Below are 17,554 nucleotides of genomic sequence, written 5' to 3'. Positions count from 1 at the left end.
CTCATACCGGCTCGGCGCAGAACTCCAGCAGTGCCTGCTCCAGGCGTTCGACTTCCTGGGTGACGTCGTGGGCGAGCTGCTCCATCACGTCCTCGGGCTGCCGACCTTCCCAGGCTTCTTCCAGGGCCTCGCAACAGCTGACCAGGGGCTGTGCATGGACGATCCGCGCGGCGCCTTTGATCTTGTGGGCAGCTGCGGCGACTTCCTCCCAGTCTTTCTCACCCAGGCTGCGATGCAACTGATCGAGGTCCTCGCGATTGGCAGTCAGCAGGGTGTCCAGCAGGCGCTGGCGCAGTGCCGGGTCACTGCCGGCCAGTTGCAGGAATTCCTTCATGCCGAAGAGGCCCTCCGGGTGCATCGCCGGCAGTGCCGGAAGCTCCGGCATTTCAATGGGCTCCAGCGCCTGTGAGGGCTGCAGGGTGGCCAGCTGCCGGGCCAGTTGACGCAGGCTGATGGGTTTGAACAGGCAGGCGTCCATGCCCGCCTTGCGGCAGCGCTCGTGTTCCTCGCTCTGGGCGTTGGCGGTGTAGCCGATGAAGTGCACCCGTCCGCTTTCCCGGCGGGCTTCTTCCTCCCGCACGGCGCGGGCCAGGGCGTAGCCGTTCATCACCGGCATGTTGCAGTCGCTGATCACCAGGTCGAAGTGGCCCTTGCTCCAGTGGTCCAGCCCATCGCGGCCGTCCACCGCCTCGGTGACGCGGTGGCCGAGGAAGGTCAGCTGCTGCTTGAGCAGTTCGCGGTTCGCGGGGTTGTCGTCCACCACCAGTACGTCCAGCGGCACCTGCCGTGCCACGGGGGCGTCTTCTTCCTCCTGGCGGGCGTGGCGGGGGAGCGGGTCCAGCTCCAGCAGGTCCAGCTCCACCCAGATGCAGGTGCCCCGGCCCAGTTCGCTTTCGAGGCGAATGGTGCCGCCCATCATTTCGCAGAGCACGCGACAGATCACCAGGCCCAGGCCGGTGCCCCGGCGTGCCTCGTCGGCGCCGACGCTGCCCTGGCTGAAGGCCTGGAACAGCTGGGCCTGGTCCTCGTCGGAGATGCCGCGGCCACTGTCCTCGACCTTGAGCAGGATGCCCAGGCGCTTGTCCGGGCGCGGTTGTGCCTGGATGTCGATGGAGACCCCGCCGACGTCGGTGAACTTGATGGCGTTGCCCACCAGGTTGGTGAGGATCTGGCGGAAGCGCACCGGGTCGACCAGTACGTCGCCACCTGCGCGGTGGTCGAACTCCAGGGTCAGGCGCAGGTTCTTCTGCCGGGCCAGGCCGTCGAACACCCGGATCACCGCTTCCGCCTGCTCCCGCAGGTTGCTGCGCACCGGTGACAGGCTGAGACGCCCCGACTCGATGCGGGCGATGTCGAGGATGTTGCCGATGAGTTCCAGGAGGTCCCGCGCGGAGCCGTGGGCGATCTCGATGGCGGCGCGGTCCCACTGGCCCTGGTCGGCCCGTTCGAGGGCCAGTTCCAGCATGCCGATCACGGCGTTCATCGGCGTGCGGATCTCGTGGCTCATGGTGGCCAGGAAAGTGCTCTTGGCCCGGTTGGCGTCATCGGCCCGCTCCTTGGCGGCCTGCAGGTCCTCCACCAGTTGCAGGCGCTCGCTGATGTCGATCCAGCCGCTGACCACGCCCTTGATCTCGCCACGGAAATCCCGGTACGGCTCGATCCAGTGATAGATGCTGAGGGGGCCGGCCTGGCTGTACAGCTCCCGGTCGCAGCGCAGCGGCACGCCGGACTCGGTCACCTTGCGGTAGTCGTCCAGCAGCGTCTGGCGCTGCCCCTCGCTGCCCAGCTTGGCGGCGGGCGGCGGTTGCCCGATCACGTCCTCGCGCCGGAGGGCCAGGGCCTGCAGGTAGTTGTCATTGCACATCAGCAGGTGACCGTCGCGATCGCGAACGTAGATCGGGTGCGGCGTACCGTTGACCAGTGCCTCCATCAGGTGGAACTGGTCGTTGAGGGCTTGCTCGGCTTTCTTCCGCCGGCCGATCTGGCGCCTGAGGTAGAGGATCCAGCCCAGCGACACCAGCAGCAGGAGCCCCGAAATGGAGAGGATCTGCATGATCAGCTCACGGTTCACCGTGGTGCGCGTACCACTGATCTCGACGTTCGAACGCCATCGTTGCTTGACCAGCACCGCCAGCTCATCCGGCGGGATGGCAGCGGTTGCCTTGTCGAGGATCGACTGCAGCAGGGTGTCTTCCTTGCGCATGGCGAAGGCGATGCTTTCCTGGGGCACGTCGATGAGTTCGGAGATGCGCAGCTGCTCCGGGAACATCCGGCGGATGTAGTACTCGGCGACGATGGTGGACATCACGGCGCCCTCCGCCTCGCCGTTGGCGACTGCCACCAGGCAGTCCAGCAGCGAGCTGGTCTCCACCAGGCGAATACCGGGGTAGCGGCTGCGGATGTAGTCGTTGAGGAAGTAGCCGCGGATCACCGCCAGGCGCTGGCCGTGCAACTCGCTGAGTCGGGACGGGGACTTCGCGTCGTTGAGGGTGATGGTGGCGAACGGCACGTGCATGTAGGGTCGCGAGTAGGCCATGTCGCGCTGGCGGATGCGGGCTAGGCCGTCAGCGCCGACGATGTCGGCTTCGCCGTTCAGCACGGCATTCATCATGTCTTCGGGCTGCGGGGTGCGGACGATCTCGAAGCGCAGGCCGGTGCGGATGCGGATCTGGTCGAGGATGTCCGCCGTGATGCCGTGGTAGTTGCCCTCATTGTCGAAGAACGACACCGGCGCGTAGTTGCCGTAGGTGGCGACGCGTATGACCGGATGCGCCGCCAGCCACGCGCGCTCCTCTTCGGTGAACGGCAGTTCCGGGTCCAGCAGGCTCGGGCTGGCGCCGCCGCTCCAGCGCTTGATCAGCGGCGTGCGGTTGCCCGTGGGCAAGCGCTGCAGGACCTTGTTCACCAGCGCCAGCAGGCGGGTGTTGCCGCGTGCGCTGGCGAAGCTGATGCCGCTGGCCTTCAGGTCGGCCAGGCGGACGATGTGCAGGTGGTCGTCATAGACCTGGTTGATCTGGTAGTTCGCACTGACCAGATCCCCCAGGTACAGGTCGTTGTCGCCGTCGACCACCGAGTTGAGGGCCGCGCTGGTGGAGGGGTAGAGCGTCAGGATGGCGTCCGGATAGCGGTTTTGCACCATGTCCAGGGGCAGGTAGTTGCCGACGATGGCGATGCGCAGGCTGTCCAGATCCCGGGGCCAGTCGCGCTTGTCCTGCTGCCGGGCGACCAGGCTGGGCTGGTCGGGCGCATAGGGAAGGCTCAAGGCCAGTGCCTGTTCGCGGCCTTCGAAGTCGTTGGACGCACTGAGCAGGTCGGCCTCGCCACTGCTCACTGCGCGCAAGGCTGCGCTCCGACTGGGGTAGCGCTCGACGCGGATGGGCACCTGCAACTGGCGCGACAGCAGGCCGACGACGTCCGCGGTGATGCCTTCGAAGTCGCGGCCGCTGGACGTGATGTCGAAGGGGGGGAGGTCGTCGGCAATCGCCAGCCGCAGCTCACCGCGTTGGGCAAGCCAGGCCCGTTCCTCGGGCTCCAGGGTGATGTCCTCTTCCAGTGCGAGGGGACGGGCACCGAGGGGAATCGACTGGGAAGCGGCTTGCGCCAGCAGGGGCACGGTGAGTGCGAGGAGCACGAGGGGCTTGAGCAGACGGAGGCACATGGTCGTTTCCTAATGGTGGCGGACGGTCTGGATTGCAGACCCTGGGCGCCGCGCAGAGAAAATATCCCAGTGCCCCGGTCGGGCCTATGTGGGGGGAGGGGTTATGAGCGTGTTTCAGGTTTTTCCCGCTTTTTGATCGGACGTTACTTACCTGAAGTCGGAAATTCTGGTTATTCCGAGCATGTCCGGCGCAAGTGGCTGCAAGGGGCGAGAGACCCGGCTGATACAGGGCCGGATTTCGAGAAAGGTCGTTGTCAGTTGCCGGAACCGGACCTTCTCCAGAGAGGGGTATTCCGCCGTTGGCTCCTCACCCCATCGTGGCGGCAGTGGCTGTGGAATAATCCGCGCCCCGCGGTCTGGCCGCGGGGAGAGCGCTCCTGCCGATCATCGACGGGAACGCGGAGGCCCTGCGTATATCGCAGGGTGCACCTGCAAGCCCAGCCGTCACCGAAACGTGGCCGCCACAGTGGGATTCACCGAGGTAGTCGTGGCATGACCCCGAGAGAACGAGAGATAGAGCGGCGCATCGCCTTGTCCGAGAGCCGAGTGACCAAGGCGGTGTTCCCGCCGACCACCAACCACCACAACACCCTGTTCGGCGGCACCGCGCTGGCCTGGATGGACGAGGTGTCCTTCATCTGCGCCACCCGCTTCTGCCGGCTGCCGCTGGTGACGGTTTCCACCGACCGCATCGACTTCAAGCACCCGATACCGGCCGGCTCCATCGTCGAGCTGATCGGGCGTGTGGTGAAGGTGGGCAACACCAGCCTCAAGGTGGAGGTCGAGGTGTTCGTCGAAGGGATGTACGAGGCCGGGCGCGAGCGTGCCATCAGCGGCGCGTTCAGCTTCGTCGCCATCGACGATGACAAGCGTCCGGTGCCGGTGCTGCCGGAAGCGGTAATCCCCGCCGACTGAGTCGGCGGGCTGCCTTCAGGGGCGCATGGCGATCTTCAGGGACGCCTGGGAGAGGTCGATGTCGTGCAGCGTCAGGCTGCCGAAGCTCCCGGCGTTCGGGCCGCTGCCGGCCACGCGGATATTGTCGAAGCGCAGCTCGCCGATGGAGCTGGGTAGGCGCACATTGATGGAACCGTCGGCGTTCATCGTCGAGGTCAGTCGCGAGGTGTCGTAGACCACGCCCTTCATCGAGGTTTCCGCCTCCAGGCTGTTCAGCACCGGCATCACCAGGCGCGCCAGGCTTTGCACCGTGGCGATGCCGTCGCCTGCCTCCGCCTGCACGAACAGCCCCTGCAGCACATCGTCCAGGCCCTGGGCGCTGACGCTGCTCATCTCCGCCTCGCTCAGCGGCTGCATGCCGGGCGGCACGTAGTCCTGGCTCATGGCGCTGGGCAGTTGCTGGGCCTGGGCGCTGATCATCTGGAACGGGCTCAGCAGCGCCGCCACCAGTGTCGCCGCCAGTCGCAGGTTGCTCTGGCGCTTGAGCGCCTTCTCCAGTTGCCGCTTGCTGAGCAGGCCCTGCTCGATGAGCACCTCACCCAGGCGTTTGTCGCTGGTGAGCTGAACCTTGATGGCAGCATCCAGCTGCTGGGTGGTGATCAGTCCCTTGTTGACCAGGATCTGGCCAAGACGCGAGTTCTGATGGTTGGACATGAGGGCGGGACCAGGGCAGGGATAGTGGCAAGGTAGAATCATCCTCTTGTGGGAAGAGGCTGTCACCCAACGAAGGATAGGCTTACATCGCCATCGGTCTATGACTCCGCGTCGCTGACAGTGTCGGCATCCACCAGGGCCACCAGGCTCCAGCCCGGCTGGGGTTCCAGCGCCTGCGAAGGCCCGGCGATGTGCACCCAGCCCCGGGTGTCACGGGCCAGCAGCAAGGTCGCACGGTTCCCGTGGAACGCCTGGTAGGCCGCCCAGTCGAAGGCCTCCGTCAGCGTGGTGATGCGGATCTCCGCCCCACGGCCGAGGCGGCTGGCGAACTGTGGATAGGTGAGTGCCGGCAGGCCCAGCTCACGGCCGCGAACCTGCTCGCTGCTGCGGTGCTTGTCGCTGCGCCGGCTGTCCGCCCCGCTGGGCAGGGTGAAGCGGCGAGGCTCGGCGAAATCGTGGCGAAAGCGCATGCAGGCCAGGGCGTTCATCTCGCTGGAGGGTGACAGCGCCAGCAGGTGCCCGAGCCCCACCAGGTCCAGGTGGGCGTCGGCATGTTGGGAGGTAGGGTTGCCGAAGTAGGTGGGCAAGCCGTCCATGCGCGCCGCGCGGATGTTCTCCCAGCTGGAGTCGGTGAGCAGCACCCGGCTGCCGAGCTGGTTCAGCGCCTTGCCCAGCGCCCGCGCCACCGGGTTGGCACCGATGATCAGGAAGCCTGCCGGTGCGGGCTCGGCTACCCCCAGCAGGCGCGCGAGGGGGCGGGCGGTGGCGCTCTGCAGCACCACCGTGCCGATGATCACCAGGAAGGTCAGCGGCACCAGCAACTGGGCATTCGGGTCGCCGTGCTCCTGCAGGCGCAGGGCGAAGATGGCGGACACCGCCGCTGCCACGATGCCTCGGGGAGCGATCCACGCCAGCAGCGCCCGCTCGCGCCAGCCCAGAGCCGAGCCCAGGGTGCTCAGGCCGATGTTCAGCGGTCGTGCGATGAACTGGATCACCGCCAGCAACGCCAGGGTGGCCGGCCCCAGGGCCAGCAGCGCCTTCAGGTCGAGCCGCGCTGCCAGCAGGATGAACAGCCCCGAGATCAGCAGCACGCTGAGGTTTTCCTTGAAGTGCAGGATCGGCTTCACATCGACCCCACGCATGTTCGCCAGCCACATCCCCATCAGCGTCACTGCCAGCAGGCCCGACTCGTGCACCAGCAGGTTGGAGGCGATGAATACGCCCAGCACCGCCGCCAGCGCCGCCAGGTTGTGCAGGTACTCCGGCAGCCAGTGGCGGCGCAGCACCACGCCGAGTGCCCAGCCGCCCAGCACGCCGAGCAGCGTGCCGCAGCCGATCACCCCGGCGAAGGTCGCCAGGCTCTGGCTCCAGCCGCCCTGGTCGCGGCTGACGATGAAGCTGAAGGTCACCACCGCCGCCAGGGCGCCGATGGGGTCGATGACGATGCCTTCCCAGCGCAGGATGTTCGCCACCGAGGCCCGGGGCCGCACCACCCGCAGCATCGGCACGATCACCGTCGGCCCGGTCACCAGCGTCAGCGAGCCGAACAGCACCGCCAGCTCCCACGAGAAGCCCAGCAGCAGGTGCGTGGCCACGGCGATCACCACCCAGGTCGCCAGTGCCCCCAGGGTCACCATGCGGCGGACCACCGAGCCGATTTCGCGCCATTCCGACAGATGCAGCGTCAGGCTGCCCTCGAAGAGAATCAGCGCCACTGCCAGGGACGTCAGCGGGAAGAGCAGGGGGCCGAACAGCGCGCCCGGGTCCAGCACGCCGAGCACCGGCCCGGCGAGGATGCCCGACAGCAACAGGAAGAGGATCGCCGGCAGGCGCAGGCGCCAGGCCAGCCACTGGCTGCACAGCGCGGCCAGGCCGATGCCGCCGAGTGCCAGGAGGATGCGGGTTTCGTCCATCAGGACTCCTTGTCGCTGGTGAGGGGCGGGAACCTTGTGGAAGACTAGACGCCGTTCATCCCACCAGCGTTCCCCATGCCTGCACTCGACCACCCCCTGATCGACCGCTTTCTCGATGCCCTCTGGCTGGAGAAAGGCCTTTCGCCCCACACCCGCTCCGCCTACCGCAGCGACCTGGCGCATTTCAACGGCTGGCTGCACGAGCGCGGCTGCAACCTGGCGGAGGCCGGGCGCGACGTATTGCTGGACCACCTCGCCTGGCGCCTGGAGCAGGGCTACAAGGCCCGCTCCACGGCGCGCTTCCTGTCCGGCGCGCGAGGCTTCTACCGCTTCCTGCTGGCCGAGGGCGAGATCGCCGAGGACCCGACCCTGCAGGTGGAGATGCCGCTGCTGGGCCGGCCGCTGCCCAAGTCGCTGTCCGAAGCCGATGTGGAGGCCCTGCTGGAGGCGCCGGACCTGGAGGACCCCATCGGCCTGCGTGACCGCGCCATGCTGGAGGTGCTCTACGCCTGCGGCCTGCGGGTCAGCGAACTGGTGGGGCTGACCCTGGAGCAGGTGAACCTGCGCCAGGGCGTGGTCAAGGTCTTCGGCAAGGGCAGCAAGGAGCGCCTGGTGCCGCTGGGCGAGGAAGCCATCGCCTGGATCGAGCGCTACGTCCGCGAAGCGCGGCCCTTCCTGCTGGATGGCAAGCCCAGCGACGTACTCTTCCCCAGCCTGCGTGGCGAGCAGATGACCCGCCAGACCTTCTGGCACCGCATCAAGCACCAGGCGAAGGTGGCCGGCATCCTCAAGCCCCTGTCACCCCACACCCTGCGGCACGCCTTCGCCACCCACCTGCTCAACCACGGTGCCGACCTGCGGGTTGTGCAGATGCTGCTTGGCCATGCCGACCTGTCCACCACCCAGATCTACACCCACATCGCCCAGGCCCGCCTCAAGGACCTCCACGCCCGCCACCACCCGAGGGGGTGAGCCGGAATAGGCGACGCATGCGTCGCCCCGGCGAACGACCGGCCATGGATGGCCGGGCCGGGGTTCAACTGAGCGATGCGGCCCCGACAGGGACGTCTTGCCCGACGCTTTACTTCGCTCCGCGTCGCCCCGCTTTTTGCCTACACCCCCCAAGGCCGCCTCCTGCATCCTCCGAGGGCTGCTTCAGGGAACCTGGCCGCCCACACCGGCTCCAACCTCCGCGCAGCCCTCACAGCACCGCCCAGCCGTCCCCGGCGAGCCACCGTTCGGCTCCTCTGCACGGCCCGGCAGGCCTTCTGTGTTAGGCTTTCGCACCTATCCGACAGTCGCCGCTCCACAGGAGTAACCATGCGCGTGACCCGCCTTTTCGCGGCCATGGCCCTCGGCCTGGTCAGCTCCATCAGCCTTGCCGACGATCCGGACCAGGCCATCCGCAAGACCCTCGCCAGCCTTGACCTCGGCCTGCCCGTCGAATCCATCGGCGAAAGCCCGCTGGACGGCATCTACCAGGTCCAGCTCAAGGGCGGCCGCATGCTCTACACCAGCGCCGACGGCCAGTACCTGATGCAGGGCTACCTGTACCACGTGCAGAACGGCAAGCCGGTGAACCTCACCGAGCAGTCCGAAAGCCGCTCCATTGCCAAGGAGATCAACGCGATCCCCGCCAGTGAGATGGTGGTCTTCGCACCCAAGGACCAGCCGGCCAAGGCCCACATCACCGTCTTCACCGACACCGATTGCGGCTACTGCCAGAAATTGCACAGCGAAGTGCCCGAGCTGAACCGTCGCGGCATCGAAGTGCGCTACGTCGCCTTCCCGCGCCAGGGCATCGGCAGCCACGGCTACAACACCCTGGTCAGCGTCTGGTGCAGCAAGGACCGGCAGGCCGCCATGAACCAGGCCAAGTCCCGCCTCGAGGTGCCCGCCGCCAAGTGTGATAACCCGGTGGCCAAGCAGTTCGAACTGGGCCAGATGATCGGTGTGAACGGCACCCCCGCCATTGTTCTCGGCAACGGCCAGCTGATTCCGGGCTACCAGCCCGCCCCGCAACTGGCCAAGCTCGCGCTCGACGCCAAGTGAGGCGAGGGCGCCAGCTCGATTGACCAACAATCGGGCGCTTCGTAAAGTGCGGTTCTTTTATACGGCCGGCGATTCGCCGGCCGTTTTTCGCAGTGAAATGGGGAGTTCAGCGTGAAGCCGGTAAAAGTAGGCATCTGTGGCCTGGGGACCGTCGGTGGCGGCACTTTCAACGTACTCAAACGCAACGCCGAGGAGATTGCCCGCCGTGCCGGGCGTGGAATCGAGGTTGCCCAGATCGCTGCCCGTCGCCCCAACCCGAAGTGCGAAACCGGTGCCACCCCCATCACCGCCGACATCTTCGACGTGGCCAACAACCCTGAGATCGACATCGTCATCGAGCTGATCGGGGGCTACACCCTGGCCCGCGACCTGGTGCTCAAGGCCATCGAGAACGGCAAGCACGTGGTCACCGCCAACAAGGCGCTGATCGCCGTCCACGGCAACGAGATCTTCGCCAAGGCCCGCGAGAAGGGCGTCATCGTCGCCTTCGAAGCCGCCGTCGCCGGTGGCATCCCGGTGATCAAGGCGATCCGCGAGGGCCTGGCCGCCAACCGCATCAACTGGTTGGCCGGCATCATCAACGGCACCGGCAACTTCATCCTCACCGAGATGCGCGAGAAGGGCCGTGCCTTCGAGGACGTCCTCAAGGAAGCCCAGGCCCTGGGCTATGCCGAAGCCGACCCGACCTTCGACGTGGAAGGCATCGACGCCGCCCACAAGCTGACCATCCTCGCGTCCATCGCCTTCGGCATCCCGCTGCAGTTCGACAAGGCCTACACCGAGGGCATCTCCAAACTCACCAGCGCCGACGTCAACTACGCCGAAGCCCTGGGCTACCGCATCAAGCACCTGGGCGTGGCCCGCCGCACCAGCAGCGGCATCGAGCTGCGCGTGCACCCGACCCTGATCCCGGCCGACCGCCTGATCGCCAACGTCAACGGCGTGATGAACGCCGTGATGGTCAACGGCGACGCCGCCGGCAGCACCCTCTACTACGGCGCCGGCGCCGGCATGGAGGCCACCGCCTCTGCCGTGGTCGCCGACGTGGTGGACGTGGTCCGCGCCCTGACCGCCGACCCGGAGAACCACGTACCGCACCTGGCCTTCCAGCCGGATGCGCTGTCCGATCACCCGATCCTGCCGATCGAAGCCTGCGAGAGCGCCTACTACCTGCGCATCCAGGCCAAGGACCACCCGGGCGTACTGGCCCAGGTGGCCACCATCCTGTCCGAACGTGGCATCAACATCGAATCCATCATGCAGAAGGAAGTCGAAGAGCAGGATGGCCTGGTGCCGATGATTCTGGTTACCCACCGGGTCGTCGAAGCGCGCGTTAACGACGCCATCGCCGCACTGGAAGCCCTCGACGACGTGGTGGGCAGCGTAGTCCGCATCCGCGTCGAACAGCTCAATTAACTCGGAGCCGCCCGCGCGCAGGCCCGCCCGGTGCACAGACGCCGCCTGGCGCCGCGCTGCCGGCGGCTCGAACCGAAGGTTTGAAGAAATGCGCTATATCAGCACCCGCGGCCAGGCCCCGGCCCTGAACTTCGAAGACGTCCTGCTGGCCGGCCTCGCCAGCGACGGCGGCCTCTACGTCCCGGAAAACCTGCCGCGCTTCACCCAGGAGGAAATCGCCTCCTGGGCCGGCCTGCCCTACCACGAACTGGCCTTCCAGGTGATGCGCCCCTTCGTGACCGGCAGCATCCCGGACGCCGACTTCAAGAAGATCCTCGAGGAAACCTACGGCGTCTTCGCCCACAACGCCGTCGCGCCGCTGCGCCAGCTCAACGGCAACGAGTGGGTGCTGGAGCTGTTCCACGGTCCGACCCTGGCCTTCAAGGACTTCGCCCTGCAACTGCTCGGCCGCCTGCTGGACCACGTCCTGGCCAAGCGCGGCGAGCGCGTGGTGATCATGGGCGCCACCTCCGGCGACACCGGCTCGGCCGCCATCGAAGGCTGCCGCCGCTGCGACAATGTCGACATCTTCATCATGCACCCGCACAACCGCGTGTCCGAGGTGCAGCGCCGGCAGATGACCACCATCCTCGGCGAGAACATCCACAACATCGCCATCGAAGGCAACTTCGACGACTGCCAGGAGATGGTGAAGGCCAGCTTCGCCGACCAGGGCTTCCTCAAGGGCACCCGCCTGGTGGCCGTGAACTCGATCAACTGGGCGCGGATCATGGCCCAGATCGTCTACTACTTCCACGCTGCCCTGCAGCTGGGCGGCCCGGCGCGTTCCGTGGCCTTCTCGGTGCCCACCGGCAACTTCGGCGACATCTTCGCTGGCTACCTGGCGCGCAACATGGGCCTGCCGATCAGCCAGCTGATCGTCGCCACCAACCGCAACGACATCCTGCACCGCTTCATGAGCGGCAATCAGTACGTCAAGGAAACCCTGCACCCGACCCTGTCGCCGTCCATGGACATCATGGTCTCGTCCAACTTCGAGCGCCTGCTGTTCGACCTGCACGGCCGCAACGGCGCCGCCATCGCCCAGTTGATGGACACCTTCAAGCAAGGTGGCGGCTTCAGCGTCGAGCAGGACCGCTGGACCGAAGCCCGCAAGCTGTTCGACTCCCTCGCCGTCACCGACGAGCAGACCTGCGAGACCATCGCCGAGGTCTACAAGGAGTGCGGCGAGCTGCTGGACCCGCACACCGCCATCGGCGTACGCGCCGCCCGCGAATGCCGCCGCAGCCTGTCCACCCCCATGGTCACCCTGGGCACCGCGCACCCGGTCAAGTTCCCCGAAGCGGTGGAAAAGGCCGGCGTTGGCCAGGCCCCGGCGCTGCCGGCGCACCTGTCCGACCTGTTCCAGCGCGAAGAGCGTTGCACCGTGCTGGCCAACGACCTCAAGCAGGTCCAGGCCTTCGTTGCTGCCCACGGCAACCGCGGCAAGCCGCTCTGAGCTGAACGGCCATGAAAAAGCCCCTGGCGAGCGATCGCCAGGGGCTTTTTGTTGTTTCGGGGCGGATCAGTCCGTGCTCTCTTTCCCCTGCGCGTCCTGTTCTGCTGCAGGTGCGCTGCTTTCCAGCTCCAGCGCTCCCCAGTTCGTCATGTCCACCGGCGTGGAGACGGCGCGCTGTCCGGGCACATAGACGCCATAGTCGAGCTTGAAGTCGATCTTCATGTCCGGCGCCTTGATGTCGCGTATCACCTGCCAGGCTATGGGCCGAGGGGTGTTCGGCAGCTGGGGCGGTTGCTGGAAAATCACCCGGTCGCTGCCCTGCTGGCTCTGATTGATGACCTTGATTTCATATTTCATGTCCTTTCTCCCTGTCTCCGTCAGGCCCCGGACGCAATGGGGCAGACACCGATCATGGGCCAGTCCCCACCCCTTTGCCGGTTGATGGCTGTTCACAGATGCAACCTGGACAAAGCCGGCTCCCCTCAGGGTGCCGGCCTTGTCCAGGTACGGGAAACGGTTGATGGCAGGCTCAGTCGTTGGCCAGGTTCCAGCGGTGCAGCAGGCGGTGGGCGAACGGGGTGACCACTACACCGAGCGCCACCAGGAAGACGCTGTCCAGGAACAACCCATACAGCGCGGCGAAGTATTTGCCAGCCAGGCTGCTCGGCGGGTGTGCAAGGCCCACCGAGCCCAGCATGGACAGTGCGTTCAGCGTGGCCTCGTGCCAGCCAAGGCCATCCAGCAGGTAGAAGCCTGCGATCCCCGGCAGCAGACCCAGCATCAGAAAGACCAGGGCCATGGCCTGGAAGCGCAGTGCGCGCAGTACGAAGTGATCCAGTCGGGCCAGATCCTCGGTAAAACGTTCCATTTTTCACCTCTCCTGGCGCCTGGTGGCGCAGTGCTGACGTCGGGCCCGATCCTACCCCAGGTGCTGCGGGCTTCGGCGCCACGCCCCTGCTGTTCCGAGTCATCCCACGGTATGCCGGGTGAATGCCGCAGCGTGCCAGATGCGAAGAAGCCCCCGGCGATCACTCGCCGGGGGCTTCTTCATGCGGTGCGCCAGGGCTTCAGCGGGCGATGAAGTCGAAGGTCCACAGGCCACTCGGGCGGGTCAGGGTCACGTCCACTTCGGTGGCGGTGATGGGCGCCACGTAGCGGGTCATGTCCGAGAAGTTCTGCACGATGTAGGTCTGCCCGATCATGGGCGGGGTGGCGACCATGAAGTAGAAGTTGGGCTCGTACTCGAAGCTCACGGTCATGCGCGAGTCCACCTTGGGCATGGTCACCACCGGGCGGCCGTTGACGTACCAGTTGCTGTCGAACTGGGTGTAGGGGTTGGTCTTGTTGATCACCCCGCACTGCTGGGGCGTCAGTTTCTCCAGCGCCAGCGACGTGGAGGCCGGCTCCAGTTGCGGCGACAGGCCGCTCGGGCTGACCGCCTGCAGCAGCTGGCCGGGCAGGATGGGGCGGCGCCCGGAGATGATCTGGTTGCCGGCCTTCTCGCCGAGGCTGCTCACGTCGGTCTCGATCACCGCCTCGTAGTCGAAGGACTCCGTGGCACCGGCCGAGCCGGTCAGCACCTGCCAGGCGTGGACGCGGTAGTCGCGCTGCGGGTTCTGCGGCTTGAGGAAGACCAGCACGGTCTTGCCTTCCATGTCGTCCACATTGAAGTTCACGTTGAAAGTCGTCATGTCCTTTTCTCCTTGGTTCCGTTGTGACCCTGGCGAATGCCCGGGTCTGTCTCCCTGACGGCCGGCAGGGGCGGCTGTGAAGTGCCGTGCCGTCGCGTGCTGGGTGTCGGTGCGGCCTTCACGGATGCAGCCGCGTTGCGTCTTGCCTGCTGGGCACCTTCCGCCCAGTCCAGTCAAGGAGAAATGCCATGGATCGCTTCGTTAACGCACTGCCGCTCGGCCTGCTGGCCGCCTGCTGCAGCCTCCCAGTGCTCGCCCAGATCGACTGCACGGCCGGTGCCCCCGGGGTCAACCCGGTGCCGGTGCAGGTCGGCGCGGGCTTGGCCAACAGTCGTCTGAACCCGCAGATCAACCAACGCCACGTCTTCTGCGGCGAGGTCAATGCTGCCGGGGTCGCGACGGGCTTCCACTCGCGGCCCAACAGCCATGATCCACTGTTGGGGGCAGCGCCTGGCGCGCCCTTCGCCGCCCGGATCACCGCCGGGGTGCATTACATCGTCCAGCCTGGCATCAACCACCCCGGCCCCTATCGCTACCTGGGCAGAGGGATTCAGGTGGCCAATGCCGCTGGTGTGATGGTGCCCAAGGCTGCTCCGTCCACCTTCTTTCCGGACAGCTGCAGCCAGGTACAGGTGATCGCCTCGATCCGCTACGCCTATACCCATCCCTTCAAGGATGTCGGCCCATTCGTTCCTCCGCCGCCGCCTGGTGGCCCTGCACGTCCCCCGTATGCCAACTTCTTTGCCGGCCCGTCGGCTCCCTCGATCGGCGCCGTGGGCTACTGCACCGGTGAAGGGGGCAATCCCTTTACTGTCGGGGGCTACATCAAGCAGGTCGCGGGGCTCTGGACGCTGAGCACGGTCTACCCCATCGCCAGCTTCTGAACCTGGGCCCACCTCGCGTGCGAGGTGGGCTCTCCGGCGCCCCTCAGGGCTGCAGCCCCTGGCACAACCCGCCGACCTGTTGCCTCAGCTGATCGCGGGCCAGTTGCACCCGCTTGCGCAGGTTGGGCTCCTTGATCTGCAGGTGGCGCGCCAGCTCGCCGTAGGCCATGCCGTCCACGCAGTGCTGCCAGAGTGCATCGCCGAGGTTGGGCGGCAGTTGGTGGAGCGCCTTGCCGAGGGTCTCCATCGCCTCCCGCAGGCAGGCCTGGCGTTCGGGTTCGTTGCCGGCGCTGTCGGCCGGGTGCAGGTCCAGCCAGTCGAGGCTGCAGGTGCTCGGGGCGCTGCGCAGCCGGTCGATGCAGTGGTTGCTGGCCACCCGTCGCAACCACGCCGGCAGGTTCTCGATGCGCTCCAGGCGCTGGGGCTCGCGCAGCAGCAGGGTGAAGAGCCGCAGGCGCAGTTCGCTGAGGGCGTCCTCGGCATCCTGGCGGTTGGCGGTGAGTTGCTGGCAGCGTCTGCGCAGCACGGGTTCATGTTCGATCAGCAGTTTCCACACGTGATGCGGCGTGCCTGTCTCGAGGCTCGCGTCCGGGTTGCTCGCCATGCTCGTACCTTTCCTTGTTGGTGCCGGTGGCGGTACTGCAGGGGCAGCCCTTGCCAGGCCGGCTGGAGCAAGCAGGACGAAAGGTTTCCCGGGTTTGTGAAGGGGACGAAGGGGACGTACGAGGGGGTGGATGGCGCCCCGTTGGGCAGGGCGCGCGGAGAGAGCGCTAGGGGAAGGGCAGGGGCGTCAGATCGCCCCGGCGGCGCGCAGGGCGTCGATGCGGGCCGTGTCGTAGCCCAGCTCGCCGAGCACCTCGGCGTTGTGCTGGCCCAGCTCCGGGCCGATCCAGTCCGCCGAGCCGGGGGTGTCCGAGAGCTTGGGCACGATGCCCGGCATGCGGAACGGCTGGCCGTCCGGCAGGCGGGCCTGCAGCAGCATCTCCCGGGCGAGGAACTGCGGGTCGCTGAACATGTCCTCGGCGGAGTAGATGCGGCTGGCCGGCACCTCGGCGCGGTTCAGCGTCTCCAGCACCTGCTCCAGCGGCAGCGCTGCCACCCAGCGGTCGATCACCCCGTAGAGCTCGTCGCGGCGCGCATCGCGACCGTCATTGCTGGCCAGTTGCGGGTCGTTGGCCAGGTCCTCGCGGCCGATGGCGAGCATGAAGCGCTTGAAGATGGCATCGCCGTTGGCGCCGATCTGCACGTGCCGGCCGTCCGCGCTGGTGTGGATGGAGGAGGGGGTGATGCCGGGCATGATGTTGCCGGTGCGTTCGCGGATGAAGCCGAACACGTCGAACTCCGGGACCATCGACTCCATCATCGCGAACACCGCCTCGTAGAGCGCCACGTCCACCACCTGGCCGAGCCCGCCGTTCACCTCTCGGTGCCGCAGGGCCATCAGCGCGCCGATCACCGCCCACAGCGCGGCGATGGAGTCGCCGATGGAGATGCCGGTGCGCACCGGCGGGCGGTCCTCGAAGCCGGTGATGTAGCGCAGCCCGCCCATGGACTCGCCCACCGCGCCGAAGCCCGGCTGGTCCTTCATCGGCCCGGTCTGGCCGAAGCCGGACAGGCGCACCATCACCAGCTTCGGGTTCAGCGCGTGGATCACCTCCCAGCTCAGCCCCAGCTTCTCCAGCACGCCGGGGCGGAAGTTCTCGATGAGGATGTCCGCCTCCGCCAGCAGGCGCTTGAGCACCTCCAGGCCCTCGGCGTGCTTGAGGTTGAGGGTGATGGATTTCTTGTTGCGCGCCTGCACGAACCACCACAGCGAAGTGCCTTCGTAGAGCTTGCGCCACTTGCGCAGCGGGTCGCCGCCGTCGGGCGACTCCACCTTGATCACCTCGGCGCCGAACTCGGCGCACAGGCGGGAGGCGAAGGGGCCGGCGATCAGCGTGCCGAGTTCGATCACTTTCAGGCCGGCGAGGGGCTTGCGGGAGGTGTCCATGGTCGTCCGGGAGGGCAGTGGAAAAGGTCGCGCTAGCCTAGACGATCCCTTCGCCCCTGGCAGCCACCGGCGTAACGCGAACCCCGTCGCGCACCTGGACATCCGTGCTGTCCCTGGCGGGCATCGGCAGGTCTAATCGGCTCGGGAATCGGTGGTGTGAATCGGTGCGCGACTATTACATGTGAGCTATTGCGGACTCACATGTGATGGTCTAGGCTCCGACCCCATGCAGAAATCATCCGCCCACTACCAGCGACTCTTCCGCCAGCGCCTGCGTGACCAGGGGCTGGTCAAGAAAGAGGTCTGGATCCTCCCCGAGAACGCCCGCGCGCTGCTCGCGGTGGAGCGGACGCTGCGCCAGCCCCAGCCGGGGCCGGTTCACCTGGAACAGGAGAATGCGATGGAGATGCCGCAGATCTGGAACGCCCGCGCGCTGTGCGACGCCCTGGCCGCCACCGAGCTGTTCCGCCAGGGCGAGGCCCAGGTGGAACTGATCGAAGGCGCCGAGCCGAGCCTGCTGGTGACCATGCGCGAGTTCGGCGACCTGCCCCTGTTCCTCGCCGTGCACGGCGAGCAGATCCTCGTCGAGGCACTGCTCTGGCCCCAGTCCGAAGTCCGCGACGTGGCGCGCTTCAACGAAGAAATCCTGCTCAGCCGCCAGCTCTTTCCGCTCTCCAGCATCGGCCTGGAGACGCGTCCCGGCGGCGAGCGTTGCTACATCATGTTCGGCGCCTTGAGCGCCCGTTCGATCCTGTCCAACGTGGTGTTCGAGATCGAGACCCTGGCCAGCAACGTCATCCGCGCCACGGAAGCCTACGAAGGCTACCTGGCGCCCCAGGCCTGA

General features: G+C 66.9%; 15 protein-coding genes. 7 read left to right on the top strand and 8 right to left on the bottom strand.

The window, feature by feature from the left end:
• Position 1: 1 nt before the first annotated feature.
• Positions 2–3,658, bottom strand: a complete 3,657-nt coding sequence (locus SZ55_RS12010; protein WP_044405902.1) for a transporter substrate-binding domain-containing protein — start codon at positions 3,656–3,658, stop codon at positions 2–4.
• A 492-nt stretch (positions 3,659–4,150) separates the two neighbouring features.
• Between SZ55_RS12010 and SZ55_RS12005 the strand changes: the two genes are divergently transcribed.
• Positions 4,151–4,573, top strand: coding sequence for an acyl-CoA thioesterase (locus SZ55_RS12005; protein WP_044405899.1), 423 nt, complete (start codon positions 4,151–4,153; stop codon positions 4,571–4,573).
• A 15-nt stretch (positions 4,574–4,588) separates the two neighbouring features.
• On the opposite strand, the gene SZ55_RS12000 is transcribed toward SZ55_RS12005, so the two are convergent.
• Positions 4,589–5,266, bottom strand: coding sequence for a hypothetical protein (locus SZ55_RS12000; RefSeq protein WP_044405897.1), 678 nt, complete (start codon positions 5,264–5,266; stop codon positions 4,589–4,591).
• Between the two features lie 98 nt (positions 5,267–5,364).
• Positions 5,365–7,179 (bottom strand): cation:proton antiporter, encoded by a 1,815-nt coding sequence (locus tag SZ55_RS11995; RefSeq protein ID WP_044405895.1) that lies wholly within the window; start codon positions 7,177–7,179, stop codon positions 5,365–5,367.
• Between the two features lie 75 nt (positions 7,180–7,254).
• Between SZ55_RS11995 and xerD the strand changes: the two genes are divergently transcribed.
• From xerD to thrC, 4 genes are all read left to right on the top strand, one after another.
• The gene (gene xerD / locus SZ55_RS11990) at positions 7,255–8,151 is read left to right on the top strand and encodes a site-specific tyrosine recombinase XerD (RefSeq protein ID WP_044405893.1); all 897 of its coding nucleotides are present in this window, start codon (positions 7,255–7,257) and stop codon (positions 8,149–8,151) included.
• Between the two features lie 348 nt (positions 8,152–8,499).
• On the top strand, positions 8,500–9,231 hold the full coding sequence (locus SZ55_RS11985) for a DsbC family protein (RefSeq protein ID WP_044405891.1): 732 nt from the start codon (positions 8,500–8,502) through the stop codon (positions 9,229–9,231).
• Positions 9,232–9,342: 111 nt separating this feature from the next.
• A complete protein-coding gene (locus tag SZ55_RS11980) occupies positions 9,343–10,647 on the top strand; it encodes a homoserine dehydrogenase (RefSeq protein WP_044405888.1) in 1,305 nt (434 codons plus the stop codon).
• 88 nt (positions 10,648–10,735) lie between these two features.
• Positions 10,736–12,145 (top strand): threonine synthase, encoded by a 1,410-nt coding sequence (gene thrC / locus SZ55_RS11975; RefSeq protein WP_044405886.1) that lies wholly within the window; start codon positions 10,736–10,738, stop codon positions 12,143–12,145.
• Between the two features lie 66 nt (positions 12,146–12,211).
• Here the strand turns inward: thrC and SZ55_RS11970 are convergent, their stop codons facing one another.
• From SZ55_RS11970 to SZ55_RS11960, 3 genes are all read right to left on the bottom strand, one after another.
• Positions 12,212–12,502 (bottom strand): hypothetical protein, encoded by a 291-nt coding sequence (locus tag SZ55_RS11970; protein ID WP_044405883.1) that lies wholly within the window; start codon positions 12,500–12,502, stop codon positions 12,212–12,214.
• A gap of 172 nt (positions 12,503–12,674) precedes the next feature.
• Positions 12,675–13,013, bottom strand: a complete 339-nt coding sequence (locus SZ55_RS11965; protein WP_044405881.1) for a hypothetical protein — start codon at positions 13,011–13,013, stop codon at positions 12,675–12,677.
• A 199-nt stretch (positions 13,014–13,212) separates the two neighbouring features.
• Positions 13,213–13,836 (bottom strand): hypothetical protein, encoded by a 624-nt coding sequence (locus SZ55_RS11960; protein ID WP_044405879.1) that lies wholly within the window; start codon positions 13,834–13,836, stop codon positions 13,213–13,215.
• Between the two features lie 188 nt (positions 13,837–14,024).
• Here SZ55_RS11960 and SZ55_RS11955 point away from each other — a divergent pair, with 188 nt between their 5' ends.
• Positions 14,025–14,720, top strand: a complete 696-nt coding sequence (locus tag SZ55_RS11955) for an EndoU domain-containing protein (RefSeq protein WP_044405877.1) — start codon at positions 14,025–14,027, stop codon at positions 14,718–14,720.
• Positions 14,721–14,763: 43 nt separating this feature from the next.
• On the opposite strand, the gene SZ55_RS11950 is transcribed toward SZ55_RS11955, so the two are convergent.
• Complete coding sequence (locus SZ55_RS11950) at positions 14,764–15,324, bottom strand: RNA polymerase sigma factor (RefSeq protein WP_044405876.1); 561 nt, start codon at positions 15,322–15,324, stop codon at positions 14,764–14,766.
• A gap of 186 nt (positions 15,325–15,510) precedes the next feature.
• Complete coding sequence (locus tag SZ55_RS11945) at positions 15,511–16,710, bottom strand: CaiB/BaiF CoA transferase family protein (protein WP_044405875.1); 1,200 nt, start codon at positions 16,708–16,710, stop codon at positions 15,511–15,513.
• Between the two features lie 226 nt (positions 16,711–16,936).
• On the opposite strand from SZ55_RS11945, the gene bacA reads away from it, so the two are divergent.
• The gene (gene bacA, locus SZ55_RS11940; protein WP_044405874.1) at positions 16,937–17,554 is read left to right on the top strand and encodes a biofilm formation regulator BacA; all 618 of its coding nucleotides are present in this window, start codon (positions 16,937–16,939) and stop codon (positions 17,552–17,554) included.

Origin of the sequence: Pseudomonas sp. FeS53a (assembly GCF_000931385.1) — a bacterium.
GTDB lineage: Bacteria > Pseudomonadota > Gammaproteobacteria > Pseudomonadales > Pseudomonadaceae > Metapseudomonas > Metapseudomonas otitidis.
This window is presented reverse-complemented; position numbering and strand designations above follow the sequence as displayed.